Consider the following 24935-nt stretch of genomic DNA (forward strand, 5'->3'; position numbering starts at 1 on the left):
GTCTCAGCCCAGCCGGCCGAAGGTGGCGCGGCAGCGATGACGCTCGCCGTCGCGGAAGTCCTCGATCTCGTACGGGACCAGCCCGCCGGTGGCGAAGGCGGCGATCTCCGACGGCGTGAGCGGCCACGGCGGCGCGAACACCGGCCCGCCCTCGTCCCGCGCGGTCGCGATCACCAGCAGCGTCCCGCCCGGCCGCACGAAGGAGGAGACCCGCTCGATGGCCCCGGCGTGCAGGTCCTCGGGCAGCGCCTGCACCGTCATGACCTCCACCACCAGGTCGAACGCCTCCCGCCACTCCCCCGGCGGATCGAACAGATCGGCACGACGGAAGAGCACACCCGATGCGGGGAACCGCTCCTGCGCCTGCCGCACGGCCGACTCACTCACATCGAACGCCACGGTGTCGAAGCCGAGCCCCGCCACGTACGCGGCGTCGTCCCCCAGCCCGCACCCCACCACCAGCGCCCCGCGCCCGTCGCCGCGCAACCCCCGCTTCGAGGCCCAATCGGCGAGCATGGCGTGCGGCGTCTCCGAATCCCATGGCACGATCGCCTCACCAGCGCCCGACTCCGCATAGAGCCGCTCGAACCACCCGATCGGGTCGCCCGCCGCCAGCGACTCGGCGGCCAGCCGCCTCGCGTCCTCGTCCGGGTCCCGCTCACCCATCCCGTACCCCAGTTCCAGTCCGTACGTCATGCCTTGGGCGACCTTGCCCGCCAACTCCACCACGTCTACCCGATCGCCCAGCCGCCCGACGAGCACGCGCTGCCGGAAGGGATCCTCGTGCAGGTAGCCGATCCTGCGCAGCGCCACGTCGAGCAGCGGCACCAGCACGCAGACGGCGGGCGTGGGATGCGGGCACGGGAGCTCGCCATGCTGCCATGAGAGCTCTGCCGCCCGCCCTTCGACGGCGAGCCGTACGACGTCCCCGGCGGTCGCCGGGCGGCCTAGCAGCAAGGCCGCGGCCTCCATGATCTGGGTTTGCTGCGCGTCCGTGTAGTACGCCCACAGCTGCGCGGGCTTGTCGCGTATCGAGGCACCCTTGACTCCGTACGGCGACTTACTTCGCTGCAACTCACGCCAGAGAACCTGCCCCATGCGGCGCTGGAGCCGGTCAGGAAGGGGCCCGGCCACGTGCGCGGTCGCGGCGCCGACCGGAGCTCCGGAGTGCCAGCCCAGCTCCGCGAGCAGCTCCGCCTCATGCCGATCCTCCTGCTCGATACAAGCGTCGACGACCCGCTCCATCCTCTCCAGCAAGCCGTCCTGCCTGATCTTCCAGCTGAACGCCGAGTAGACATCAGTGGGATAGCCCCAGGATGGATCAGCCCAGAGCGCCACGTAACGGTCCACGAACCAGGTGAAGGCGTAGCCCATCAGGATTTCCCGCCGCATCGCGCGCATCAGCGTCTCACGGCCGACGAGCTCTACGGCCTCACCCCACAGGTCCTGGCGCTGCCGCTTGGCGTGTGCGCGAAGCAGGGCACGGTCGAGATGCGGCCTGCCGTCATTCGCGCGCCGGAGGTCCCACCTGTTGAGGCTGCCGATCCACTCGTCGCGCCATGACCACAGTCGCGAGATCAGCAGGCTCCGCACCATCAGGGCCCGCATCTCGTCTTCCGGCAGCTCCATCACCAGAGGCAGGCCGATCAGCAGCTTCCTCCTGGTCCGCACCTGCAGCCCGATGGAGGGCGTGGTGTAGAGGCGGATCTTGGGGACGGTCTTGGCCCCGGTGAGTTCCACGGCTTCGAGCAGGGCCTTCTTGAGCCGGGGATGCTCGTCGAGCCTGAGGACGGGGGTGTTCCACCCCGCGCTGGGGCCATGGTGGAGGACGAAGGCGCACAGACACAGGCCGGCCATCAGGCTCCACAGCCCGGTGAACGGCGGCATGCCGAAGGACGTCGTCATGATGGCCCCGCCGACACCGACGCCGAGCAGCACGACGATGCCGGAGAGCACCTGCAGCCAGTCGGGCACGAAGACGCGCAGATGCGTGGTCAGCAGGAGATACAGCACCCGAGCCCTGGATAACCCCACCTAGACCACCATTATCCCGAAATATCGGAGTAAAGGTAGAGGATCATGATCACGTACATGTCACACCAGGTACGGGTCAGGCGCTGAAGTAGTCCTTGGCCAGCCTGCGGACGCGGGTCTCGTCGACCGTGTGGCCCAGGCCCGGCTGGGTGAAGGGGACCGCGATGACGCCCGCGTTGGCGCCGACGATCGGGGTGACGATCTGGTTGTTGCGCGGTGGCTGGGTCACGTCGCACGGCAGGGTGCAGCCCGGCAGGCTGCCGATCGCGACCGTGGCCGCCCTGGCCAGCCCGGCGCCCTGGCCGCCCGCGCACTGGATGTCCCAGCCGGCGGCCACCGCGCGGTCGTGGGCGCGGCGGGCCTCGCTGAGCGAGACGAAGGCGGTGGGCCGCAGCAGGAGGACCCTGCCCGCGCGCAGCGTGAGGTAGTCGTCCAGGCCGGCCGTGGTGCGGATCTCGACCGCCACCGAGGCCGCCACCTGGTCCTGGAGCGAGGCGTGGGCGTAGACGTCGGCCACCGGGAAGGGACGCTCGATGACCTCCAGGCCGTAGGCGTCCAGGGCGACGAGCTGGCCGCTGTCGCTGTAGGCGCCCGCGCAGTCGACGGCGAGGGTGAGCGCGGGGTAGGCGGCGCGGACGGCGCGCACCGGCTCGACGTCCCACCCAGGGCGGACGTCGAGCGTGACGTGGCTGTAGCCGGCGCAGACCTGCTGGTTGACCCTGGTCACCAGGCTCTCCACCGACGCGTCGGGGGTGAGCCGGACGGTGGCCATCAGGGACGTGCGGGTGCCGCCGATCGCGTCGGCGAGCGGCACGCCGCGCATCCTGGTCCACAGGTCCCAGCAGGCCATGTCGACGGCCGAGTCACCGCTCGGCACGCTGTCGGGGTGCTCCCAGTCGACACCGATGAGCAGCGCTCCCAGCGACTCCTCCAGCCTGCTCCAGGCCTTCGGCTCGGGGCTGACGGTCTCGCCCCAGCCTGTCATGCCGGCTTGATCGGTAAGCTTCACCAGGAGGCTCTCCGTACGAGGACCGTACGGCAGAACCACCCGGAGCACCTCAAGCTCCCGCACTCGCGGCATGTGCCCCCCTCTACGACGCGGATGCCTCCAGTGTGCCTGTCTTCGCAGGCTGGGCAAAACGGGGGGCCACGAAGGCGGCCAGGAGGGCGAGGCCGACGGTGAAGGCGAAGCCCACCAGATAGGTCTCGCCGGTGGCGGTGAACAGGGCGCCGGTGACCGCGACGGCGACCACGGTGAACACCGATTCGCCGACGCCGACCGCCGCGCTGTTCTGGCCCTCCTCGCCCTGCGCGGACAGCTCCAGCACCAGGACCGACACCGTGGGGTGCAGGGCGCCGATGCCGAGCCCGGAGACCGCCATGGCCACGTACGCGACGGCGACGGGCACGGAGTCGATCAGGACCAGCGAGACGAGCGCGATGCCTCCAGCGATCATGAGAGCGCCGCCGCGCAGCGCGGTCAGCCGGCCGATCCGGCCACGGCCCATGATCCAGGAGCCGGTGGACCAGCCGAGCGCGCCGATGGTGAGGACGACGCCGGCGCCGGTGGGCGTCAGGTGACGTTCGTTGATGAGCATGAGCGGGATCAGCACCTCCGCCGCCATGAGCGCGCCGAAGGCGAGGCCGCGCAGCACCGGGGCGCTCGGCAGGCCGCGCGCCGCCCGGAGCGAGCCGGCGGGCAGCAGCCTGGGCAGCGCCACGCCCAGCAGCACCACCCCGGCCACCAGGAGCGGAACGCCGGCCAGCTGGAGCGCGCTGCCGTACTGGATGAGCGCGGCGGCGACGGCGGTCAGCGTGGCCCACATCAGCTTGCGCCCGATGCCCGGCGCGGGCTCCGCGCCACCGCCGCCTCCGGTCGCCTGCCCGCCGCCGCCTCGCCAGAGCAGCAGCGAGGCCGGGACGACGATCAGCGAGACGCCCAGGAAGATCCAGCGCCAGTCGGTGTTCTCCACGACGAGCCCGGCGATCGAGGGACCGACCATGGACGGCACCACCCAGGCGGCCGAGAACAGGGCGAACACCTTGGGATGCAGCTCAGGCGGATAGACCCTGGCCACGAAGACGTACAACGCCACCTGGATCAGCCCGCCGCCGAGCCCCTGCACGAACCGGCCCGCGACGAAGACCTCCATGGTCGGCGCGAACCCGGCGATCAGCAGCCCGGCCACGAACCCCGCCACCCCGGTGGCGATCGGCGTCATCGGCCCGGACCTGTCGCTCCAGCGCCCGCCGAGCACGGTGGCGATCACGCTGGCCGCCAGGGTGGCGCTGAAGGCCAGGTTGTAGAGATGCATGCCGCCAAGCTCGCGCGCGACCACCGGCATGGCCGTCGCCACCGCCATCGCCTCGAAGGCCACCAGGATGACCAGCGCCACCAGGCCCACGCTGAGCGCTCGGTAACGCGGTGACATCACGCTGTCGGGGGTCACAGCCGTCTTCTCATCCGTCGTCGTCATGCCGGAACGCTATGGCGAAGCCCCTGGCCGGCACATCGGACGCAGGTCGTAGGACGTTCGGCCTAGGCCGCCGACCGAGCGGCGGTGCGCGCTCCCGGCGGAACCGTGGTCACGTGGAGTGCCCGGTCTTCGTGCCATCCAGGGCGGCGCTCTCCGTGACCGATTCCGCGGCGGAGCGTTCGAAGGAAGGCGCCGGCGGAGCCAGCTCGGGCGGGGCGGAGTCCGTCACGCCCGGCCGCGCTTCCGGCGCTCCCGTCGAGGCGCCGGCGGCCTGCTCCGTGTCCGCCACGGCCTGGTCCCTCCTCGTGGAGCGCTCGAAGAAACGCAACAACTCCACGGGCAGTGGCATGACCAGCGTGGAGCTCTTCTCGGCCGCCACTTCCACCACAGTCTGCAGCAGGCGCAGCTGCAGCGCGGCGGGGGTTTCGGACATGATGGCCGAGGCGTCGGCGAGCTTCCGCGCAGCCTGGAACTCCCCGTCCGCGGTGATCACCCGTGCCCTGCGCTCCCGCTCGGCCTCGGCCTGGCGGGCGATCGATCGCTTCATGCTCTCGGGAAGGTGGACGTCCTTGATCTCCACCCGATCGATGTGGATGCCCCACCCGAGCGCGGGACTGTCGATCATCAGCGCCAAGCCCTTGTTCAGCTCCTCGCGGTTGGAGAGCAGGCCGTCCAGATCGCTCTTGCCGATGATCGAGCGCAGTGAGGTCTGGGCCACCTGCTCGATCGCGAACAGGTAGTTCTGCACCGCGATGGCCGCCCGCAGCGGCTCCTGGACCCGGAAGTAGGCGACCGCGTCGACCTGGACGGAGACGTTGTCACGGGTGATGCCCTCCTGCGTGGGCACCGGCATCGTGACGATCTGTACGTTCACCTTCTTCATCCGGTCCACGATCGGGATGAGAAAGGTGACCCCCGGCTGGCGGACCTCCCGCTGGGCCTTGCCGAAACGGAAGACCACGCCTCGCTCGACCTGATTGACGATCCTGACGCCGCTGACGGCCAGCAAGACCGCGAGCACGAGGATCAGTCCGAGCACGACAGTGGTGACCATGGCCTGCTCCTTCCATCTCAAGGTTAGATCCGTGGCCGGGTCGGCGTAGGTAAGCGGGTCGTCAAGTCCTGGTCAGCGGCTCGGGATTATGCCAACAGTTTAAAAACGTGACCTGTTGGCGTGGGCGTCGCAGGGCGTAGAGACGGAGGAGGGAAGGCCACGGCGAAGGAGACAGCCGGCAGTGACGGTATTGACGCAGCAGACGGTCGGAACTCTCTCCGGGCGGGTGGCGGTCCCCGCCTACGACCGGTCGGCGCTCACGGTCGGCATCGTCCACTTCGGGGTGGGTGGCTTCCACCGCGCGCATCAGGCGATGTACCTCGACCGGCTGATGAACGAGGGCAAGGCGCACGACTGGGCGATCTGCGGCGTCGGGGTCCTGCCCGGTGATGTGCGGATGCGGGACGCGCTGACCGCGCAGGACGGCCTGTACACGCTCGTGCGCAAGCACGCCGACAAGACGTACGAGGCCCGCGTCATCGGGTCGATCATCGACTACCTCTTCGCGCCCGACGACCCGGAGGCGGTCGTCGAGAAGATGGCCGACCCGGCGGTACGGATCGTGTCGCTCACGATCACCGAAGGCGGCTACAACATCCACCCCGTCACCGGGGAGTTCGACGCGCAGGCCCCCGCGATCCGCGCGGACCTGCGGGCGGGCGCGGTCCCGGCCACGGTGTTCGGACTGGTCACCGAAGCCCTGCGCCGCAGGCGCGCCCGGCGGCTCCAGCCGTTCACCGTCATGTCGTGCGACAACATCCCGGGGAACGGGGACGTCGCCCGCCGGACTCTCACGGCGTTCGCCCGCCTGGCCGACCCCGAGCTCGCCGCCTGGATCGAGAGCACCGCCGCGTTCCCCGACTCCATGGTCGACCGCATCACCCCCGTCACCACCGACCAGGACCGCGAGGCCCTGGCGCTGCGGTCCGGCGTCGAGGACGCGTGGCCGGTGGTCTGCGAGCCGTTCACGCAGTGGGTGCTGCAGGAGCGTTTCTCCGCCGGGCGGCCGCCGTTCGAGGAGGCCGGGGTACAGGTCGTGGCGGATGTGGGGCCGTACGAGTTGATGAAGCTGCGTCTGCTCAACGCCGGCCATCAGGCGCTCTGCTATTTCGGTCACCTCAGCGGTCATCGCTACGTCCACGAGGCGGTGACGGACGCCGGGATCGCGAAGTTGCTGGTCGATTACATGGACGTGGAGGCCACGCCGACGCTTCCCCCGGTGCCCGGCATCGACCTGAACGCCTACAAACGGACCCTCCTCGAACGATTCGGCAATCCCGAGATCAGGGACACGCTGGCGAGACTGTGCGCCGAGTCGTCCGACCGGATCCCGAAATGGCTGCTTCCGGTCGTACGCGAACAGCTGGCTCGGGGCGGCGCGGTCACGCACGCGGCGGCGGTGGTGGCGAGCTGGGCACGCTACGCGGAAGGAGTCGACGAGTCCGGCGAGCCGATCGAGATCGTCGACCGGCTGAAGGAGCGGCTGACGGCCGCCGCGAGAGCGCAGCGCGAACATCCGACGGCCTTCATCGAGGACCGGGATCTGTTCGGCGATCTCGCCGACGACAGGCGGTTCGTCGACCCCTATCTGCGCGCGCTCGAATCGCTGCACACCAAGGGCGCCCGGGCGACGGTACGAGAGCTCGTGGGGCTATGAAGAACGCCATTCACGCGTAGATGGTCTGTCAATTCCCCGAAACAATCCACGCGCAAATGCCAAAGAAATATCCACTTTTCCCCAGAAGTAATGCATATAAGTTTATGTCAATATCTCAACGGTATGGGGCTTTTGTTGTGTGTGGGGGGAGGTGCAGTGGACAGTGGACGGCCATCCTGCCCAGATGAGCAGGCGCGATGTCCTCCGTGGCGCCCTGGCCGCCGGGGCGTCGCTGACGCTGGGGGGAAGCCTGAGCTCCTGCGGCTCCCGGGGTGACGCGCCGCGAACCGCCGGCGGTGACCCGTGGCGCCAGTTCAGGGGCGCCACCCTGAACTTCATCTCGGAGAACACCGCGCCCACCGCCGCCATCGCCGCGAACATCCGCCCGTTCACCGAGCTGACGGGCATCGACGTCAGCATCGTGACGCTCGAACTGTCCGCGCTCGTCCAGCGGGTCGCCCTGGACCTGGCCTCGGGCCAGGCTCAGTACCAGGTGATCTACGCCGACCCCTACCAGGTGCTCGCGCCGTACCACAAAGGGCTGGTGGAGCTGCGCTCGCTGCAGAACGACCCGAACCTGCCGGACCTGCCCGGCGGTCTCACGGACTTCATCCCCACCCAGCTGGACGCCGCCGGCCGCTTCGTCGATCGGGAGAAGGTCTACGCCCTGCCGTACGACGCGCCGACGATGATCTGGCAGTACCGGCGCGACCTGTTCGACAAGTACCGCGACCGGATGGCGGACGATCTCGGGTTCGACCCCACCCCGGGCGGCGACCGTACGTGGGAGGAGTACTTCCAGCTCGCCCAGTGGTTCAACAAGAACGCGACGGCGGACGTCCCGTACGGCACCGGGCACCAGGCCCGCCAGCACGACTCCCTGATGAACGACTTCAGCAACGTGCTGTGGTCCTACGGCGGGGACTACTTCGACAACGGCAAGGAGGTGGGGCGGCTGGGCGCGACCGACCCGGGCCCGTGCCGGCTCGGCTCCGCCGCCGCGATCGCGGGCGCGGAGTTCTACAACCGGCTGCTCGGCATCGCCGATCCGGCCTCGACGACGTGGGACTGGGACGGCGTGGGCGCCGCCTTCCGCTCCGGCAGGCTGGCGATGTGCCCCAACTGGCACGAGTTCGCGGCCAGCAACGAGCAGGTGCTGCCGGGCAAGGTCGGCTACGCGGCACTGCCCAAGGGCCCGGCGGGCACGGCCAACATGTACGGGGGCACCGGCATCGCGATCAGCGCGAACACGCTGCCCCACGAGCGCGGCGCGGCCTGGCTGTTCCTCGTGTGGGCCACCTCGCCCGAGACGCAGCTCGCCAACCTCAAGAGCAAGGCCGGCGGGGGCACCCCCACCCGCACCTCCGTGTACGAGCTGCCGGAGGTGCGCGCGGCCGAGCGGCGGCCGTCGTCGATGCCCAACATGCTCACGGCCGCCGCCGTACGGCAGGCCTGGCAGCCCGACCGGATCGGCCTGCGACCCAAGATCCCCATGTGGAACGAGTGCAACACCGCGGTCTTCACGCAGCTGTCCCGGATGCTCACCGGGGGGACGTCGCCGGAGGAAGCGATGCGTTCGATCACCTCCCGGGTCGATCGCATCGTGGCGCGAGGGTGGGTGGCCTAGATGACGAACACCGCGGACACCACGCCGGGACTCCGCCGAGCCCGGCCGGAGAGCACCGCGTTCAAGGAGCCGCGGGTCCGCTTCGAGGGCAAGATGATGCTCCCCGGCCTGATCCTGCTGGCCGGGCTGTCGATCCTGCCCTTCGTGGCCCTGGTCGCGATGAGCTTCTCCCGCGTCCGGCTGCTGGGCGGGGTACGGCTCGACGTGGTGGGCGTCACCAATTGGGTGCGTTCCTTCACCGACGCCGACATGTGGCTGTCCTGGCTGCGCACGATCATCTTCTTCGTGCTCACCGTCGGGCTGGAGATGCTCCTGGGGGTGGGCATCGCCCTGTGCCTGTTCCGGGTGCTGCGCGGCCGCAACATCCTGCTCAGCCTGCTCCTGCTGCCGATGTTCGTCGCGCCCTCGATCGTCGGCCTGCTGGGCCGCTACCTCACCGACTCCACCTTCGGGCTCTACTCGTGGGTGCTGCGCTCCCTGGGCTTCAGCGGCGACATCCTCGGCGGCACCACCAGCGCCTTCGCCGCCGTCGTGCTGATGGACGTATGGGAGTGGACCCCGCTGATCGCCCTGATCGCCCTCGCCGGCCTGTCCAGCGTGCCCCAGTCGGTGCGGGAGGCCGCCGCCGTCGACGGCGCCTCGGGGTGGATGACGCTGCGGTACATCCTCTTCCCGGCGATCTCCAACGTGCTGCTCGTCGCCCTGCTCATCCGCTCGATGGACGCCATCCGCTACTTCGACATCATCTGGGTCACCACCAACGGCGGGCCCGCGGACGCGACCAAGATCATCCCTATCCGGTTGTACGAGACCGCCTTCCGCTTCTTCGACTTCGGCTATGCCGCGGCCATCGGCCTGACCATGCTGGCCTTCTCCATCGTCATCGCCCGCGCCTTCGTCCGCATGCTCGACACCAGGGGGCTGACCCGATGAGCACCTCGAAGCCGATCCAGGCCGCGCCCCGCGGGGTGCCGCAGTCTCCCCTGGAGGCGAGCAGCCGGCGCACGCGGTGGGTGGTGGCGGTCCTCGTCGCAGCCGCCCTGCTCTGGACGCTGATCCCCCTGCTGTGGATGCTGCTCTCGTCGTTCAAGAACCGCGCGGACGTGACCGCGGCCACCCCGCAGGTCCTGTTCACGCCGGTCCTGGACAACTATCGCAACCTGTTCACCGGCCCCAACAACCTGTGGCCCTACATCTGGCACAGCGTGCTCGCCGCCGGTATCTCCGCGGTGCTCGCCGTGTGCCTGGGCGCGCTCGCCGGCTACGGTCTGGCGCGGACCCAGATGCGCGGGAAGAAACACCTGGCCTTCTGGATCATCTCCACCCGCATGGCCCCCATCGCGGCGATCGTGGTCCCGCTGTTCCTCATCTTCCGCGGCCTCGGCCTGATCGACTCGATACCCGGGCTGGTGCTGGCCTACCTGAGCTTCAACCTGCCGTTCGCCATCTGGCTGATGAGCGCGTTCTTCGCCGAGGTGCCGTCGTCGCTGGAGGAGTCCGCGCTCGTCGCCGGCTGCACCCGCTGGCAGGCCTTCCGCACCGTCATCCTCCCGCTCACGAAGTCGGGACTGGTCACCACCTTCGTGCTGTGCCTCGTCTTCGCCTGGAACGACTACGCCTTCGCCGTGGTCTTCTCCGGGCCGAACTCCCAGACGCTGCCCATCGCCGCCTCCCAGCTGGTCACCCAGACGGGCATCGACTGGGGCCAGCTCACCGCCATCGGCACGATCGTGGTCCTGCCGATGATGCTCGCCGGGCTCGCGGTGCGCCGCTGGCTCGTCACCGGGCTCACCCTGGGCGCCGTCACCGGAGAGTAGGAGGCACCATGCGCGCAGCCGTACTGCACGGCGTGGGAAAGATCGCGCTTGAGGAGCGGCCCCGGCCCGAACCCGGCCCCAGAGACGTGCTCGTGCGGGTCGCGTCGGTCGGGACGTGCGGCTCCGACGTGCACTACTACGAGCACGGGCGGATCGGCGACTTCGTGGTGAAGTCCCCGCTGGTGCTCGGGCACGAGCCGTCCGGCACGGTGGTCGGCGCCGGAGCCGAGGCCCGCCGTCACCGCCTGGGGCAGCGCGTCTCGCTGGAGCCGGGCGTGCCGGACTTCACCTGCCGGCAGTGCCGGGCCGGACGGTACAACCTCTGTCCGCGAATGCGGTTCTTCGGCACCCCGCCGGTCGACGGCGCCTTCTGCGAGTACGTCGTCCTCCACGAGGAGTTCGCCCACCCCGTACCGGATGATCTGTCCGATGACGCCGCGGCCCTGATCGAGCCGCTGTCGGTGGGGGTGTGGGCCTGTGAGAAGGCGCGGGTCGGGCCGGGCGCCCGCGTGCTCGTCACCGGCGCGGGCCCGGTCGGGCTGCTCTGCCTGCAGGCCGCGCGGGCCTTCGGCGCCACGGACGTCATGGTCACCGACGTCAACCCCGTCCGGCTCGCGCTGGCCCGCGACCTCGGTGCGAGCGCGACCCTGGACGCGCGCGCGAACCGCCTGCTCGACGCCGCGTTCGACCCCGACGTGCTGCTGGAGTGCTCGGGCCGGCCGGCCGCGGCCGGAGAGGCCGTCCGTGCGGTGGGGCGGGCCGGGCGGGTCGTCCTCATCGGCATGGGCGGGGACGAGATCCCGCTCCCGCTGACCCATGTGCAGGCCCACGAACTCGAGGTGACGGGCACGTTCCGCTACGCCAACACCTGGCCGCGCGCCATCGTGCTGGCCGCGTCGGGGCGCGTCGAGCTGGATGCCCTGGTCACCGGGCACTACGGCCTGGCCGAGGTCGAGCAGGCGCTGACGGCCGGCGCCCACGATCCCGCGCTGGTCAAGGCAGTCGTACGGCCACAGGAGTGATGTCATGTCCAGAGTTCTCTACGACGAGGCGACCCGCATCTACCCCGGATCAGTACAACCCGCGGTGGACGCCCTGGACCTCGATATCGCCGACGGTGAGTTCCTGGTGCTCGTCGGCCCGTCCGGCTGCGGGAAGTCCACCTCCCTGCGCATGCTCGCCGGGCTGGAGAGGGTCGACGGCGGGCGTATCGCCATCGGCGACCGCGACGTCACCCACCTGCCGCCGCGCGACCGGGACATCGCGATGGTGTTCCAGAATTACGCGCTCTACCCGCACATGTCGGTGGCCGACAACATGGGCTTCGCGCTGCGGGTGATGAAGGTCTCCAAGGACGAGCGCGACCGCCGGGTGCGAGAGGCGGCCCGGCTGCTGGACCTGGAGGAGTTCCTCGACCGCAAGCCCAAGGCGCTCTCCGGCGGGCAGCGGCAACGGGTGGCCATGGGCCGGGCGATCGTCCGCGAACCGCAGGTGTTCCTCATGGACGAGCCGCTGTCCAACCTGGACGCCAAGCTGCGCGTGCAGACCCGCACGCAGATCGCCGCCCTGCAGCAGCGGCTCGGCGTGACGACGGTGTACGTGACCCACGACCAGGTCGAGGCCATGACGATGGGCGACCGGGTCGCCGTGCTCAAGGACGGGGTCCTGCAGCAGGTGGACACGCCGCTGGGCCTCTACCAGCAGCCGGCCAACGTCTTCGTCGCCGGCTTCATCGGCTCCCCGTCGATGAACCTGGGCGAGTACCGCGTGGACGGCGACGAGGTGGTCTTCGGCGGAGCGCGGATCCGGCTGACCCGCGAGACGCTCAAAGCGCTCAAGGAGGAAGGCGGCGACCGGGTCATCCTGGGCTTCCGGCCCGAGGACGTCACCATGGTCGGCGACGGCGACCAGGACGACGCGACCTTCCTGGTCACCGCCACCGTCGTCGAAGAACTCGGCTCGGACGCCTTCCTCTACGGCCGGTACGCCGACACGACCGACCCGGCGCTCCTCGACCAGACCGTCATCGCCCGGGTCGACCCCAACGCGCCACCCGCCAAGGGCGACCGGGTCCGGCTGCGGATCGTACCGGACAAGGGACGGCTCTTCTCGGCGGTCACGGGCCTGCGACTGCCGGCCTGAGACCCGGCCCGCGCCGGTGAACAGCGCACGGAGGTCATCCCGTCTGCCGTCGATCTGGCAGGCGATCCAGTGGTGGGGGTGCCGACCGGCTCGGCCACGGCGTCCGGATCATCGACGGCATCGCCTTCTCCTCCGGCGGCGAGGCCGAACGCTGAAGGCCTGAGCGTCAGCGGCCCGGGTGTACGTACTGGTTGTATCGGGCCGCGCTGTGGTCGCAATACGTGCTGCACACCTGCACGTAGACATGCGATATGGACTTGGTGCCGGTGCGGGTGAAGGTTCCGAAGTTGGTGCCGTCGTCGCCGCAGCCGTTGCGGTCCCACTTCCAGGCGCCGTACCCGTAGGTTCCGTCGGTGTGTTCCCACCAAACCCGGCCCTTTATCGGAAAGTTGTCGCCGGGACAGAGGTCGCGCACCGTGAAGTTCCGAAAGATGACCTTCGTCCGGCTGACGAAGTCGACGGTCGCCCGGGCGGTCCCGCCACTGTAGTCGCGGCCCTCCGCGCTCTCGAAGGGGTCCACGCGGGCGGAGGACACTCCGTCTCTCGCCTGCGCCGGGCTTGCCACCAGCAGGCCGCTCAATGCTGCGATTGCCAGCGCGGCGCCCAGAATGCGTGTCTTCAACAGTCCTCCAGCAAGAGATGTCTCGGTTGGTTCGGTCGGCCGTGGGGCGTGCGCTTCAGCGCTCCCGCGTGGCCGGCGGGGGAAGATGTGCGAGGTATCGCCTCGCGGTGGATCGCGACGAAGAACGGCGATCGATGGTGCGGGGGCCTTGCCTGGGCGTCAGGTCTCGAAGGTGAACGTCCCGCGCAGGACGGTGTCCCGCCCGCTCCAGTAGCTCTCGTAAGCGGCCCGGTAGGTGACGTCTTCGAAGCCGGGGAGCACCGCACAGGTGGCGCCGGGGTGGCGGATGTTGTCGTCTCTGATGACGATGGGCTTTCCGATCACACCCGGGCGGGTCAGGGTCACCTCCACCCAGGCGGTCCCGGTGGTGTCATCGGCCCGGACGCACAGCTCGTTGGCAGGGTCGGCGTAGCGGACGATCCCGTCGCCGACATCGCGTTGAAAACTCGCCGCCAAGGCCGGTTGCGCGAAAATGACGCTCGCCACCGCGACAGCGACGCCGACGGTGACCGTTTTGAGCGGGTTCATCGTTCTTCCTTCTCTCAGACGAAGATCAGCCCGCCGGAGCGCCCGGTGCCAGGGGATGTAATACGGCCTCCGACGAGGCTTCTGACATGAGCGATCCCGGCGGCCCGAGGTTCACCGGAGTGATCGTTGCACGCGCCGGCAGCAGCGTGGAATACGTCGGGAATACGCCTGGTCACCCGGCATCGAGAGATGACTTCGGTCGGCAGGTGATATCTGCAGCCGCGCCTTCGACCGGATCGCCGACGGCAGCAAGACCATCGAGTGCCGTCGAGTCTCCAGCACGCCCCCTGATGCTCAGGAGCCCGCGCCGAGGTGGCGTTCGGCCCACTGGGCGATGTCGCGGCGTTCGATCGCCGCCGCCATCAGGCCGGGGAAGGCGTCAGGGGTGCACGCGAACGCCGGCACGCCCAGCGCGGCCAGGGCGGCGGCGTTGTCGTGGTCGTAGAACGGCGCGCCCTCGTCCGAGAGCGCCAGCAGCACGATCACCTGGACGCCCGCCTGAGTCATGGCGGCCACCCTGCGCAGCATCTCCTGCCTGACCCCGCCCTCGTACAGGTCGCTGATCAGCACGAAGATGGACTCGGCCGGCCGGGTGATGAGCCCCTGGCCGTACGCGATGGCCCGGTTGATGTCGGTGCCGCCGCCGAGCTGGGTGCCGAAGAGCAGCTCGACCGGGTCGTGGAGCTGGTCGGTCAGGTCCACCACCGCCGTGTCGAACACCACCAGGGACGTCTTGAGCGACCGCATCGACGCCAGCACCGCGCCGAACACGCTCGAATACACCACCGAGGCCGCCATCGACCCGCTCTGGTCGATGCAGAGCACCACTTCCCGCTGGACCGCCCGCTGCCTACGCGCATAGCCGACCAGCCGCGACGGCACGACGGTGTTCTTCTCCGGCAGGTAGTTCTTCAAGTTCGCCCGGATCGTCCGGTCCCAGTCGATGTCGGCCACCCGCTTGGGCCGGTGAGTGCGGGCGGAGCGGTCGAGCGCGCCGGTGACGGCCGTCCTGGTCTTCTGGGAGAGCCTGCGCTCCAGGTCCGTCACCACCTTGCGGACCACCGCCCGGGCCGACTCGCGCGCCTGGTCGGGCATCACCCGGTTGAGCGCGAGCAGCGTGCCGACCAGGTGCACGTCCGGCTCCACGGCCTCGAGCATCTCCGGCTCCAGCAGCAGCCTGGTCAGGTTCAGCCGCTCGATGGCGTCCTTCTGCATGACCTGGACGACCGTGGACGGGAAGTACGACCGGATGTCGCCCAGCCACCGCGCCACCCGCGGCGCCGACGCACCGAGCCCGGCTCCCCGGCCGCCCTGCCCGCCGCCCTCCTGCTCTCCGTAGACGGCGGCCAGCGCGCCGTCCATCGCCGCGTCGGCGCCCTGGAGCCCGCATCCGGTGCCGTCCGCCTCGCCGCCGCCCAGCACCATGCGCCACCTGCGCAGCCGCTCATCCATGGTCTCTCCCCAAGATCGCCAGCACTGTCCTCGCCGCGGCGGCCGCGCGCCGCTCGTCCAGCTCCGCCTCGGCCGCCTCCGCGTGCCTCCCGCCCGACCGGACGCGCTCGCCGACAGCCCTGCGCTCCGGTACGGCGAAGCCGCCGAACGTACGCCTGAGCAGGGGCAGCACCTCGATGAACTGGTCACCGCCGAGCCCGGTCAGCCACTCGTCCACCAGGGCGAGCAGCCGGGGATCGTGCACCAGCAGCAGCCCGCCGCCCGACAGGAACCCCTCCACCCAGGCCGCCGCCCTGACCGGCGTCTGCCCCCGGGACATCGCCCTGGACATCCGGTCCCCGACGTCGTCGAGGTCGCCCGCGTCCAGCAGGATCCTGGTCAGCCGTCCCTCGATGAGCCCATGCAGGTCCTGCCGGTCGCAGATGCCGCGTAACGTGACCAGCCACCGGCTGCGCGGCGTGGCCACCCGTGTCGGCTCACCATCCTCGTCGAGCCTTGATGCGAGCGCCCGCCCTCCGTCCTCGTCGAGCAGGGCGACGGCGGTGTGTACGGCGTCCACATGGCCGAGCAGGTCGGCCGCGGCGCCGTCGTCCAGGCCGGTGACCGAGACGGGCAGGCCCACGCAGATCCGGTCGACCATCGAGTGCACGATGACCTCCAGCCCTTCGGCCGAGGTGCCGCGCACGTCGCCGTACCGATGGGCGCGGACCATCGCGGGCAGCGCCGCCATCAGGCGCGTGACGTCGGTGTCGAGCGCGGCCCGCGCCGACAGGGCGGCCAGCACCTCGGGCAGCGCCTCCGGCAGATCGGCCAGCAGGCACCGCTCCACCAGAGCGGTCAGATCCGCCAGCGACCCGACCGGCCCCGCCCCCACGCTCCCGCCAGGCGCGGAGCCACCAGGGCCCTGCGGAGCTCCGCCGCCGTCCGGCTGCCCGGCGGTCGGCGGGGCGACCGCGCCGGAGGCCAGGTCGCGGGCCTGCTGGGTGGCCGCGCCGGACACGGTGGTGCCGAGGGCGGCGCGCTCGATCAGCTCCAGGTCGAACTCCGGCTGCCAGCGCAGCGTCCACGTCTCCCTGAACGTGCCCTTGCCGCGCGAGACGCCCGGCACGCCCCAGTCCACGCCGAGCAGCCGCAGCCGGTGCAGCAGGTGGCTGCGGCTCAGGTCGAGCGGCTTGCGCAGGTCCAGGTCGAGCTCCCGGTCGAGCGCCTCCGCCCGGAGCCGGACCTTACGCTGCTGGTCACGCAGGTCCCGCTGCAGCGGGACCATGGGCGTGCCGTCGGTGACGTGCCCGAGCCGGTCCCCGACGACCATCCGCCGCTGGATCAGCTCGACGGCCAGGTCGTCGCCCTCGCACAGCACGGCGCGGGCCGCCTCGGTCACCTCGCCCAGGCCTGCCAGCGGACGCCCGCGCAACCCGGCCAGGCTGTTCGCCAGCCGCACCGACTCGATCACGTGTGCCGGCGACACCGGCAGCCCCTCGTCGCGGAGCACGGCCGCCGCGCCCGTCAGCCACCGCTCCACCGGCCGGTCCACCACCGCGAACAGGTGGTCGTACCAGCCGGGCGAGGTGATCCCGGCTCCGTAGCCGCTCCACCACGCCAGCCGCCCGTACGTCCACGGCACCCAGGTCAGCTCGGCCTTCACCTTGGGCAGCCCGCGCAGCAGCGCGGTGTCGTCCCTCGCCGGGGGCAGCGGCTCGGTCAGCGCGGGCACGTGCCAGGCGCCGCAGACGACCACGATCCGCTCGAAGCCCTCCTTGAGCGCCGCACGGAGCGTCTTCCGCATGTACGCCTCACGCCTGGCCTCCCGCTCGTCCGGCCGGTAGCCCTCCCGGACGGCGGCCATGGCCTCGGCGATCACCTCGAACGGCGTGTCGCCCCGATGCTCGACGACGTCCTCCCACCACCGCTCGGGATCGTCATACCCGGCCGCCCGCGCGAGCGCCGCGATGGGATCGACCCGCAGCTCCGGCCCGTCCGAAGGGTCGGACTCAGGCTCGGGCCGGGGTTCGGCCAGGGTGTGGGCCGCCGGTAGGTCGCAGAAACGTACCGGAATGCCGGCCGCGACCCCGTACAGGATGGCCTGCCACTCCGGCGAGAAGGTGGCGAACGGCCAGAAGGCCGCGCCGGCGGACGTGCCCGGGACGTGGGCCAGCAGCGCGACCGGCGGCTCCAGCTCGGGCGCGAGCCTGACGAGCGCGTCCGCCTCCGGCGGGCCCTCGATGAGGATCACATCGGGCCGCAGGCGCGCGAGCTCGGCCCGCACGGCACGGGCGGAGCCGGGGCCGTGGTGGCGCACGCCGAGGATCGAGACGCTCATGACACCTCGCGGCAGGCGCGGTAGAAGTCACGCCAGTCGGACCGCTCGCGGACGACCGTCTCCAGGTATTCGCGCCACACCACCCGGTCCGACACCGGCTCCTGCACCACGGCGCCGACGATGCCCGACGCCACGTCCAACGGCCGCAGCACGCCGTCGCCGAAGTGGGCCGCCAGGGCGATGCCGCTGGTCAGGACCGAGATGGCCTCGGCCGTGGACAGGGTGCCGCTGGGTGACTTGACCTTGGTACGGCCGTCCTCGGTCACGCCGGAACGCAGCTCGCGGAAGATCGTCACCACCCGGCGGATCTCGGCCATGCCGGTGCTCGTCTCCGGCAGCTCCAGCGAACGGCCGAGCTGGGTGACGCGCCGGGAGACGATGTCCACCTCCTCCTCGGCGGTGGCGGGCACCGGCAGCACGACGGTGTTGAAACGGCGGCGCAGCGCGCTGGACAGCTCGTTCACGCCCCGGTCACGGTCGTTGGCGGTGGCGATCACGTTGAAGCCGCGTTCGGCCTGGACCTCCCGGTTGAGCTCCGGGATGGGCAGCGTCTTCTCCGACAGCACCGTGATCAACGCGTCCTGCACGTCGGAGGGCATCCGGGTGAGCTCCTCCACCCGCGCGACGCGCCCCTCGGCCATCGCCCGCATCACCGGCGACGGGGTCAGCGCCTCCATGGACGGGCCCTCGGCCAGCAGCCTGGCGTAGTTCCAGCCGTACCGGATGGCCTCCTCGGCGGTGCCGGCCGTACCCTGCACCAGCAGCGTGGAGTCGCCGCTGACGGCGGCGGCGAGGTGCTCCGACAGCCACGTCTTCGCCGTGCCGGGCACGCCGAGCAGCAGCAGCGCCCGGTCTGTCGCCAGCGTCGCGACGGCGACCTCGACGATACGGCGGGCGCCCACGTACTTGGGCGAGATCCGGTCGCCGTCGCCCAGGATGTAGGTGGTGACCGCCCATGGCGACAGCTTCCAGCCCGGCGGCCTGGGCCGGTCGTCGTCCTTGGCGAGCAGGGCCAGCTCGTCGGCGTACTGGTCTTCCGCGTGCGGGCGCAGGACGGTCATGAAAGCTCCTTGATCATGTCGGCTCGGAAACGCAGCAGGGCGGCGACCTGCTGGATGGACGGGACCGGCGAGTAGTCCTCCGCCAGATCGGCGAACGCGGGATCGATGCGCTCACCCGCCAGCCTGACCAGCTCGCCGAGGTTCCACGGCTGGGTGGTGGCCACCTGGATGATCTTGCGGAGCACGGCGGTGGCCAGCGTCTCCTGCCAGGACGGCGACACGCCCCCCAGCACCATGATCAACTGGCTGTCCAGGTCGTGCTCGGTGGTGAAGCCAGCGGCCAGCTCCTGCTGCTCGGCCGGCCCGAGCGCCACGAGCAGGTCGGAGATGGGATCGCAGGCGAACATCGCCCGCGCCCACGCCGGCTCCCGCTGCAGCACCGCCGCGCGTACCCAGGCGGTCTTCACCTCGCTCTCCCAGTCGGGGATCTTCTTGCGCAGCATCGCGCCGGGCGACTCCCCCCACATCTGGAGCGGGGCGCGGGCGATCACCTGCTGCAGCCACCAGGCCCGCTCCCCGACGCCGCGCGGCGCCTTGGGCCTGATGCCGTCACGCTCCATGGCCTTGTCGCAGCTCGACGGCGCTTCCACGGTGATCGTGGCCGGCTCGACGGTCAGGCAGGCCCGGGCCCGTGCCGCCATCCGCTGCGACAGCCGCGAGCCGGGCAGCCGGGTGAGCAGGTTCGCGGCCCCCTGGCGCACCTCGCGCCTGCGGTCGTCCAGCGCCGCCTCCAGGAACGGCTCGTCGTCCATCGACAGCCCCTCGGCCAGCACCTGCACGAACACCGCCCGGTCGTCGGGCGTCTCCCGCTCCCAGGTGCTCTCCAGCAGCCGCCGCGCCTCGCCCGGCTCGGCGGCCCTGAGCCGCCGCAGGTGGTCGCGCCGGTCGGCGGCACTGCCCAGCTCCCACGTCTCGCCCGTCGGCTCTTCCAGCAGGTACGCCCACACCGGGTTACGCTCGGCCAGCCACCGGCCGCGCCGGCCCGCCAGCACCCCGAGATCCGCCCGCATCGAGGCGTCCCGCCTGCCACGATGCAGCAGCTCGGGCAGCACGTAGGCGGGCGCCCTGCGTCCGCTGCCGGCGGCGACGGACAGCCACTCCGGCAGCACCCTCTCGTGCTCGCCGCCCAGAATCCTGACCAGCCGCTCGGCCGCGCGCCTGCTGACGGCCTCCTGCTCCTCGTCGGGCGCGCGCACCGGCTCCCCCGGCCGGCCCGGCCGCCACCCGGCCCGCCGCCGCACCACCTCGACGGCCGCGCTGCCGAGCAGATCTCCTGCGTACGGCCTGCGATCGGTCCCCACCAGTGCCGTCGACGCCAAGTCGTCCCAGCTCACCGAATCACCGCCACCTCATCGTCAGCCCAGCTCACCGGGTCACCTCGCTTCGTCGTCGTACCAGCTCACCGGGTCACCATCGCCTCGTCGTCAGCCCAGCTCACAGGATCACCGTCGCCTCGTCCTCGTCCCAGGTGGTCAGGGGCCGGATGCCTTGCGGGGTCCATTCGGCGGCCACCGTCAGGGGCCGGCCGCCGGACACGGCGAGCAGCCGCCAGATGTCGCCCCTGCGCGGGTGCAGCGGGAAGCCCCCGAGTGAGGTCTCCTCGGGTACGACACCGGCCAGGACGATCGGCCACGAATCGGCCCACGGGTCCCCCGCCAGGACGGCGCCGATCTCCTCCATCGCCTCCTCAGGAGTGGCCCCAGGCGGCACCCTGCCCTCGGCGACCCCCGCACCGCCCCGAGCGGCGCCATCCCCCGAACCACCACCGGCAAAGCCATGGCCACCCCTCTCCGCACTGCCGCCGGCATCGCCGGCGACGCCGCGCACACCGCCGTGGGTGGCGGTAGGGGTGGTCGGGTCGGTGGCTCGGTGGCGGGTGGCCACCAGGGCACGCAAGGGGGAGGCGCCTGGGTAGAAGGCGAGGTCGGCGTCGATGGTGGTGCCCGTGACCAGGGAAGCGTCCAGGGCCTGGCCGGGTGGGGCGAACGACAGGATGAGCGCCGCCCGGCCCGTACGGCGGCCCCGCAGCCATACGCGGCGGGCGGCGAGCCGGTCCTGCTCCTCGTCGCGGCTGCCGAGCACGTCCCACCGGTCGCGCGTCACCGGGCCGGCCAGCACCTCCTCGCGCGTGACCGGGAACCCGACGCGCATCAGAACCGTCTGGGCCAGGTCGGCGGGGAGTTCGGCGCGCTGCCTGTAGGCGACCGCGAGGAGGTGGAGCAGGGAGTACTCCTCCAGGAGTCGCCCTGGCCAGCCGTCCACGGCCCGCACCCGCGCCAGCCGCGACACGATGCCCGCCACCCCGGGCGCCTGCGCGTCGATGAGCCGCTTGGCCAGCCCGGCCCAGTCATCTTCCGCCGCACCCGACAGGCCCTGCCGCACCTGGTCCGCCAGCCAGCGCTCCAACTCGGCCAACCCCGCCGCCACGCGCGTATGCCGTACGGACTCCGCGCCCGCGGCCCGCCCGCCCACGGCACCGCCCAGACCGGAACCACCGCCTGAACCCGCAGGACCGCCCAGACCGGAACCACTGCCTGAACCCGCAGGACCGCCCGCACCCGAACCCGCGTCCAAGCCCTCTGCGCCGTCCGCACCCGAACCCGCGTCCAAGCCCTCTGCGCCGTCCGCACCCGAACCGGCCTTCGAACCCGCTGCGCCCTCCGCTTCCGAGCCCGCTGCGCCGTCCGGATTCTCGGCGGCGGACGCGGCTCGGGCGGCTTCCACGCGGGCGGCTGACTTGGCGGCGCGGTCGGCGCGTTGGGCGAGCCACTCCGCCACCCACGACGGGACCGCCTCCACCTCGGCCACGCCCTCGGCCGACCACAGCAGCAGCAGCCCGAGCGCGTGTTTGCAGGGGAACTTGCGGCTGGGGCAGGAGCACCGGTAGGCGGGCTCGGTCAGGTCCACGGCCGCCAGGTAGGGCTTGGCGCCGCTGCCCTTGCACTCGCCGAACACCACATCGCCTGTCGTGCCGCGTAACGACCATTTACCTGGTGTCGCCACGCCCTGGGCCGCCTTCTTGGAGGGCGCGTCGGGGGCGAGGGCGAGGACCTGATCACGGCTCCACCGTTCGATCACTTGAAGCACACTAGTCACGCGCACCGACATTTCGCGTCCCTGCCGACGCACCCGCCACCGCCCCGAAACCTCCGCGCCCGCCGCGCGAATCCCCGGGGACCGTACAATCGCCGGGTGGAATTGATGATCTATCCCGAGGGTCCGACGGTCGAGGTCGCCGACGAGGCCGAGGCGCTGGCGTGCGACCTGGAAGGGCAGCTGGTCCTCGACGGCACCCGGTTCCTGCGGCGTGACGTCACCGGGGCGCCGGTCGCCTTCGTCGAGCGCCCGCCGATCGCCGACGCGCTGGACCTGTTCCCGCATCCCGAGGGCGGCTGGTTCAGGGAGACCTGGCGGTCCGCGGTGTCGTTCGTGCCGGACGGCTACGGCGGCCCACGGGCGAGCGCCACCGGCATCTACTTCCTGCTGCGGCCCGGCGAGGAGTCGGTGCCCCACCTGGTGCGTTCGGACGAGGTGTGGCTGTGGCACCGGGGCGGGCCGCTGAGCCTGACCATCGGCGAGCGGGACGTGGTCCTGGGGCCGCTGGTCGAGGAGGGGCAGATCCCGCAGGCGGTGGTCCCGGGCGGCGTGTGGCAGTCGGCCAGGCCGGCGGGCGACGAGGAGGTGCTGGTGAGCTGCGTGGTCTCGCCGGGCTTCGACTTCGCCGACTTCACAGCCGTACCTGACGCCTGACCGGACACGTACGCCTGACCGGACGCTGTCGCCTGACCGGACACGTACGCATGACCGAGCACTGACGCCTGAGCGGTCACCCGGTCACGTTCACGGCACCACCAGTTCCCGGGGCACCGCGCCGGGATCGGCGACGCCGCACAGGGTGAGGGCGTTGACCAGCTCCGCGCGCAGCAGGGACAGCACCTTGGTCACGCCTTCCGCGCCGGCCACCGACAGGCCCCACATCACCGGCCGCCCGATGGCCACCGCCTGGGCCCCGAGCGCCAGCGCCTTGACCACGTCGGTGCCGCGCCGTACACCGCCGTCGAGCAGCAGGGGCACCTGCCCGCGGACCGCGTCGGCGATCAGCGGGAGGCGGTCGATGGTCGGCGGCATGGTGTCGAGCTGGCGGCCGCCGTGGTTGGACACGATGACGGCGGAGGCGCCGTGCTCGACCGCGAGGGTGGCGTCGGCGGGGTGCAGGATGCCTTTGAGCACGATCGGCAGCGAGGTGATCCCGCGCAGCCAGTCGATGTCCTTCCACGAGAAATCAGGAGAAAGGACGACCTGCCGTACGTCTCCGTCGCGGAGGTTGGCGCAGGACATGCCCGGGGGCAGGTCGTGGAAGTCGTGGCGGTCCTTCCGCTCGTTCATGCCCAGGGCCGGCGAGTCGACGGTGATGACCAGCGCCTTGCACCCGGCCGCCTCCGCGCGCCGTACGAGAGACTCGGTGTAGCCCAGGTCGGGCTGGATGTAGAGCTGGAACCACAGCGTCGCGCCGGTGGCGGCGACCTCCTCGACGGCGACCGTCGAGAGCATCGCCACCATCATGATCACGCCGGACTCGGCGGCGGCCCTGGCCGTCTCCGTCTCACCGGCCGGGTGCGCCAGCCGGTGGAAGGCGGTCGGCGCCAGCAGCACGGGCATCGACGCCTGCTGGCCGAGCACGGTGACGCCGAGGTCGGGCTTCCCGACGCCGCGCAGGACCCGGGGCACCAGCGACAGCCGCTTGAACGCGGCCTCGTTCGCCTGGACCGTGAGCTCGTCGTGGGCTCCGCTGGCGAAGTAGTCGTAGTAGACCGGGTCGAGCTTCTCGCGCGCCACATCCTGGAAGTCGCGCAGGTTGAAAAGGTGCAATCCGTCTCCTCGAAGAAGGCTCGGTCGGATCGGGGAAGCGGTCGTCGAAGGGCGGCTGCGGCACGCGGTCACCGCCGGCGGGGGTCCATCCGGGCGATGATCCGATCGTAAGCGAGCTCGACGACCTTGTCCCGGCGCGCGCAGGCGAAGGTGACCATAGAGTGGCCCTCGCGCGTCCTGGAACGCCGGCCGGTCGGTGGAGCCCGGCAGGATGTCACGGACCGGATCGGGAAACAGAATCTCGTTCATGCTTCCTCCTCGTCGCTGTGAGTAATACGGTTGATGCGCAGCGGAGAGATTCGCGGAACTTGGCGCATGTATCCCGGCAATTTTGGGTACTGCACCAATTCATTGCACTATGCAATGATGAACCCGGGTGAAATGTCACACTTTGGAGGGCGGAGACGTGCAGGCCGGCTTCTCCTGGATCATTACCCCGCACAGCGGTGCAGCGGTTCTCAGCCTGTCGGGTGAGCTCGACCTCGCCACGGCGGCGGAGCTTCGCCACTGCATGGCCGAGGCCATCGCGAGCACCGTGCCACCAAGGGTCGTCGTCGACCTCAAAGCCGTCGCCTTCTGCGACTCCTCGGGCCTCAGCGAGTTGCTCGCGGCCCTGGGCGGCGCCGAGGCCGCAGGCGGCACCCTGGTCCTGTGCGAGGTGCACCCGCGGATCAAGCGGGTGCTCAACGTCACCGGGCTCAACAGGCGGTTCCAGACCTATGACACCGTCCAAGAAGCGGTCGTGGCCCTGCCCGAGCCGGTCGTCAGCTAGACCGGTCGTCAGGCCAGCCGAACGGGTTCAGGCCGCTCTCAGACGGCTCGCCGCCCGCCTCGTTGAAGGCGTTCATCGCCTCGACCAGCGCGCGGCACTGCTCGGGGGACAGGCGTGAGACGATCATGCCGATCTCCTGCCTGCGCCGGGCGGTCACCTCGTCCACGATCCGCTGCCCCTCCCCGGTCAGGCGGATCAGGCTCTCGCGGCGGTTGTCCGGGTTGACCTCCCGCACGATCAGCTCGGCCGCGGCGAGCCTGCCGGCCATCCGCATGGCGGTGGAGGAGTTGACGTTGAGCACGTCGGCCAGCGTGACGAGCTTGGTCTCGCCGTGGCCGGCCAGCACCACCAGCATCCTGAACTGCGGCAGCGTGACCCGGTCCTCGACCGCGGCCAGGGAGCGGGCGGCGATGCCGACGAGCATCCTGGTCCCGGTCAGCACGGCCGAAATGACCGCCGATAGGTCGTTCGCCTGTTCTGGCATATGCACTGTTCTACCCGGC

Annotated in this window: 21 protein-coding genes; 8 read left to right on the top strand and 13 right to left on the bottom strand. The window is 71.0% G+C overall.

Annotated elements, in window-relative coordinates; genetic code table 11:
- Window positions 1-3: 3 nt before the first annotated feature.
- From ACIBQX_RS08985 to ACIBQX_RS09000, 4 genes are all read right to left on the bottom strand, one after another.
- Window positions 4-2013 (bottom strand): class I SAM-dependent methyltransferase, encoded by a 2010-nt coding sequence (locus tag ACIBQX_RS08985; RefSeq protein ID WP_397002273.1) that lies wholly within the window; start codon window positions 2011-2013, stop codon window positions 4-6.
- Window positions 2014-2110: 97 nt separating this feature from the next.
- Window positions 2111-3115, bottom strand: a complete 1005-nt coding sequence (locus ACIBQX_RS08990; protein ID WP_397002275.1) for an enolase C-terminal domain-like protein — start codon at window positions 3113-3115, stop codon at window positions 2111-2113.
- A 10-nt stretch (window positions 3116-3125) separates the two neighbouring features.
- The gene (locus ACIBQX_RS08995; protein WP_397002277.1) at window positions 3126-4511 is read right to left on the bottom strand and encodes an MFS transporter; all 1386 of its coding nucleotides are present in this window, start codon (window positions 4509-4511) and stop codon (window positions 3126-3128) included.
- 109 nt (window positions 4512-4620) lie between these two features.
- Window positions 4621-5565 (bottom strand): SPFH domain-containing protein, encoded by a 945-nt coding sequence (locus ACIBQX_RS09000; RefSeq protein WP_397002279.1) that lies wholly within the window; start codon window positions 5563-5565, stop codon window positions 4621-4623.
- A gap of 181 nt (window positions 5566-5746) precedes the next feature.
- Between ACIBQX_RS09000 and ACIBQX_RS09005 the strand changes: the two genes are divergently transcribed.
- The 6 genes from ACIBQX_RS09005 (at window position 5747) to ACIBQX_RS09030 (ending at window position 12808) form a co-directional block, all read left to right on the top strand.
- Window positions 5747-7222, top strand: a complete 1476-nt coding sequence (locus ACIBQX_RS09005; protein WP_397002281.1) for a mannitol dehydrogenase family protein — start codon at window positions 5747-5749, stop codon at window positions 7220-7222.
- Between the two features lie 184 nt (window positions 7223-7406).
- A complete protein-coding gene (locus ACIBQX_RS09010; protein WP_397002283.1) occupies window positions 7407-8849 on the top strand; it encodes an extracellular solute-binding protein in 1443 nt (480 codons plus the stop codon).
- Window positions 8850-9782: a carbohydrate ABC transporter permease gene (locus ACIBQX_RS09015; protein WP_397002285.1), complete on the top strand. Its 933-nt coding sequence runs from the start codon at window positions 8850-8852 to the stop codon at window positions 9780-9782. It begins immediately after the preceding gene.
- Window positions 9779-10666: a carbohydrate ABC transporter permease gene (locus ACIBQX_RS09020; RefSeq protein WP_397002287.1), complete on the top strand. Its 888-nt coding sequence runs from the start codon at window positions 9779-9781 to the stop codon at window positions 10664-10666. The genes ACIBQX_RS09015 and ACIBQX_RS09020 overlap by 4 nt, the downstream gene beginning before the upstream one ends.
- A gap of 8 nt (window positions 10667-10674) precedes the next feature.
- A complete protein-coding gene (locus tag ACIBQX_RS09025; RefSeq protein ID WP_397002289.1) occupies window positions 10675-11688 on the top strand; it encodes an NAD(P)-dependent alcohol dehydrogenase in 1014 nt (337 codons plus the stop codon).
- 4 nt (window positions 11689-11692) lie between these two features.
- Window positions 11693-12808, top strand: coding sequence for an ABC transporter ATP-binding protein (locus ACIBQX_RS09030; protein WP_397002291.1), 1116 nt, complete (start codon window positions 11693-11695; stop codon window positions 12806-12808).
- Window positions 12809-12974: 166 nt separating this feature from the next.
- Here ACIBQX_RS09030 and ACIBQX_RS09035 read toward each other — a convergent pair whose 3' ends face one another.
- The 7 genes from ACIBQX_RS09035 to ACIBQX_RS09065 all read right to left on the bottom strand — a co-directional run bounded on the left by ACIBQX_RS09035 (window position 12975) and on the right by ACIBQX_RS09065 (window position 21869).
- Window positions 12975-13430, bottom strand: a complete 456-nt coding sequence (locus tag ACIBQX_RS09035) for a hypothetical protein (protein ID WP_397002293.1) — start codon at window positions 13428-13430, stop codon at window positions 12975-12977.
- 159 nt (window positions 13431-13589) lie between these two features.
- The gene (locus ACIBQX_RS09040; protein ID WP_397002295.1) at window positions 13590-13958 is read right to left on the bottom strand and encodes a hypothetical protein; all 369 of its coding nucleotides are present in this window, start codon (window positions 13956-13958) and stop codon (window positions 13590-13592) included.
- A 294-nt stretch (window positions 13959-14252) separates the two neighbouring features.
- Window positions 14253-15410 carry a VWA domain-containing protein gene (locus ACIBQX_RS09045; RefSeq protein ID WP_397002297.1) on the bottom strand — a complete coding sequence of 386 codons (1158 nt, stop codon included), beginning with the start codon at window positions 15408-15410 and terminating at the stop codon, window positions 14253-14255.
- Window positions 15403-17730, bottom strand: coding sequence for a DUF5682 family protein (locus tag ACIBQX_RS09050; protein WP_397002299.1), 2328 nt, complete (start codon window positions 17728-17730; stop codon window positions 15403-15405). Before ACIBQX_RS09050 ends, ACIBQX_RS09045 begins: the two co-directional genes overlap by 8 nt.
- Entirely contained in the window at window positions 17727-18791 is a 1065-nt protein-coding gene (locus ACIBQX_RS09055; RefSeq protein WP_397002301.1) for an AAA family ATPase, read from the bottom strand. The genes ACIBQX_RS09050 and ACIBQX_RS09055 overlap by 4 nt, the downstream gene beginning before the upstream one ends.
- Window positions 18788-20125 (bottom strand): DUF5691 domain-containing protein, encoded by a 1338-nt coding sequence (locus ACIBQX_RS09060; RefSeq protein WP_397002303.1) that lies wholly within the window; start codon window positions 20123-20125, stop codon window positions 18788-18790. Before ACIBQX_RS09060 ends, ACIBQX_RS09055 begins: the two co-directional genes overlap by 4 nt.
- A gap of 100 nt (window positions 20126-20225) precedes the next feature.
- The gene (locus ACIBQX_RS09065) at window positions 20226-21869 is read right to left on the bottom strand and encodes an SWIM zinc finger family protein (RefSeq protein ID WP_397002305.1); all 1644 of its coding nucleotides are present in this window, start codon (window positions 21867-21869) and stop codon (window positions 20226-20228) included.
- Between the two features lie 123 nt (window positions 21870-21992).
- Here ACIBQX_RS09065 and ACIBQX_RS09070 point away from each other — a divergent pair, with 123 nt between their 5' ends.
- A complete protein-coding gene (locus ACIBQX_RS09070; RefSeq protein WP_397003831.1) occupies window positions 21993-22541 on the top strand; it encodes a cupin domain-containing protein in 549 nt (182 codons plus the stop codon).
- 90 nt (window positions 22542-22631) lie between these two features.
- Here ACIBQX_RS09070 and ACIBQX_RS09075 read toward each other — a convergent pair whose 3' ends face one another.
- The gene (locus tag ACIBQX_RS09075) at window positions 22632-23660 is read right to left on the bottom strand and encodes an alpha-hydroxy acid oxidase (RefSeq protein ID WP_397002307.1); all 1029 of its coding nucleotides are present in this window, start codon (window positions 23658-23660) and stop codon (window positions 22632-22634) included.
- A gap of 376 nt (window positions 23661-24036) precedes the next feature.
- On the opposite strand from ACIBQX_RS09075, the gene ACIBQX_RS09080 reads away from it, so the two are divergent.
- Window positions 24037-24432 carry an STAS domain-containing protein gene (locus ACIBQX_RS09080; protein WP_397002309.1) on the top strand — a complete coding sequence of 132 codons (396 nt, stop codon included), beginning with the start codon at window positions 24037-24039 and terminating at the stop codon, window positions 24430-24432.
- Here the strand turns inward: ACIBQX_RS09080 and ACIBQX_RS09085 are convergent.
- Window positions 24425-24916 carry a MarR family winged helix-turn-helix transcriptional regulator gene (locus ACIBQX_RS09085; RefSeq protein ID WP_397002311.1) on the bottom strand — a complete coding sequence of 164 codons (492 nt, stop codon included), beginning with the start codon at window positions 24914-24916 and terminating at the stop codon, window positions 24425-24427. The two genes, ACIBQX_RS09080 and ACIBQX_RS09085, sit on opposite strands and share 8 nt — an antisense overlap.
- Window positions 24917-24935 lie beyond the last annotated feature (19 nt).

This window comes from Nonomuraea sp. NPDC049714 (assembly GCF_044465295.1).
Classification (GTDB): Bacteria; Actinomycetota; Actinomycetes; order Streptosporangiales; family Streptosporangiaceae; genus Nonomuraea.

Bases quoted from the DNA above. Each gene is read 5' to 3' on its own strand.
- ACIBQX_RS08990 (WP_397002275.1), bottom strand. From the start codon at position 3,115: ATGCCGCGAGTGCGGGAGCTTGAGGTGCTCCGGGTGGTTCTGCCGTAC.
- ACIBQX_RS08995 (WP_397002277.1), bottom strand. From the start codon at position 4,511: ATGACGACGACGGATGAGAAGACGGCTGTGACCCCCGACAGCGTGATG.
- ACIBQX_RS09000 (WP_397002279.1), bottom strand. From the start codon at position 5,565: ATGGTCACCACTGTCGTGCTCGGACTGATCCTCGTGCTCGCGGTCTTG.
- ACIBQX_RS09010 (WP_397002283.1), top strand. From the start codon at position 7,407: ATGAGCAGGCGCGATGTCCTCCGTGGCGCCCTGGCCGCCGGGGCGTCG.
- ACIBQX_RS09015 (WP_397002285.1), top strand. From the start codon at position 8,850: ATGACGAACACCGCGGACACCACGCCGGGACTCCGCCGAGCCCGGCCG.
- ACIBQX_RS09020 (WP_397002287.1), top strand. From the start codon at position 9,779: ATGAGCACCTCGAAGCCGATCCAGGCCGCGCCCCGCGGGGTGCCGCAG.
- ACIBQX_RS09025 (WP_397002289.1), top strand. From the start codon at position 10,675: ATGCGCGCAGCCGTACTGCACGGCGTGGGAAAGATCGCGCTTGAGGAG.
- ACIBQX_RS09030 (WP_397002291.1), top strand. From the start codon at position 11,693: ATGTCCAGAGTTCTCTACGACGAGGCGACCCGCATCTACCCCGGATCA.
- ACIBQX_RS09040 (WP_397002295.1), bottom strand. From the start codon at position 13,958: ATGAACCCGCTCAAAACGGTCACCGTCGGCGTCGCTGTCGCGGTGGCG.
- ACIBQX_RS09045 (WP_397002297.1), bottom strand. From the start codon at position 15,410: ATGGATGAGCGGCTGCGCAGGTGGCGCATGGTGCTGGGCGGCGGCGAG.
- ACIBQX_RS09050 (WP_397002299.1), bottom strand. From the start codon at position 17,730: ATGAGCGTCTCGATCCTCGGCGTGCGCCACCACGGCCCCGGCTCCGCC.
- ACIBQX_RS09055 (WP_397002301.1), bottom strand. From the start codon at position 18,791: ATGACCGTCCTGCGCCCGCACGCGGAAGACCAGTACGCCGACGAGCTG.
- ACIBQX_RS09070 (WP_397003831.1), top strand. From the start codon at position 21,993: ATGATCTATCCCGAGGGTCCGACGGTCGAGGTCGCCGACGAGGCCGAG.
- ACIBQX_RS09085 (WP_397002311.1), bottom strand. From the start codon at position 24,916: ATGCCAGAACAGGCGAACGACCTATCGGCGGTCATTTCGGCCGTGCTG.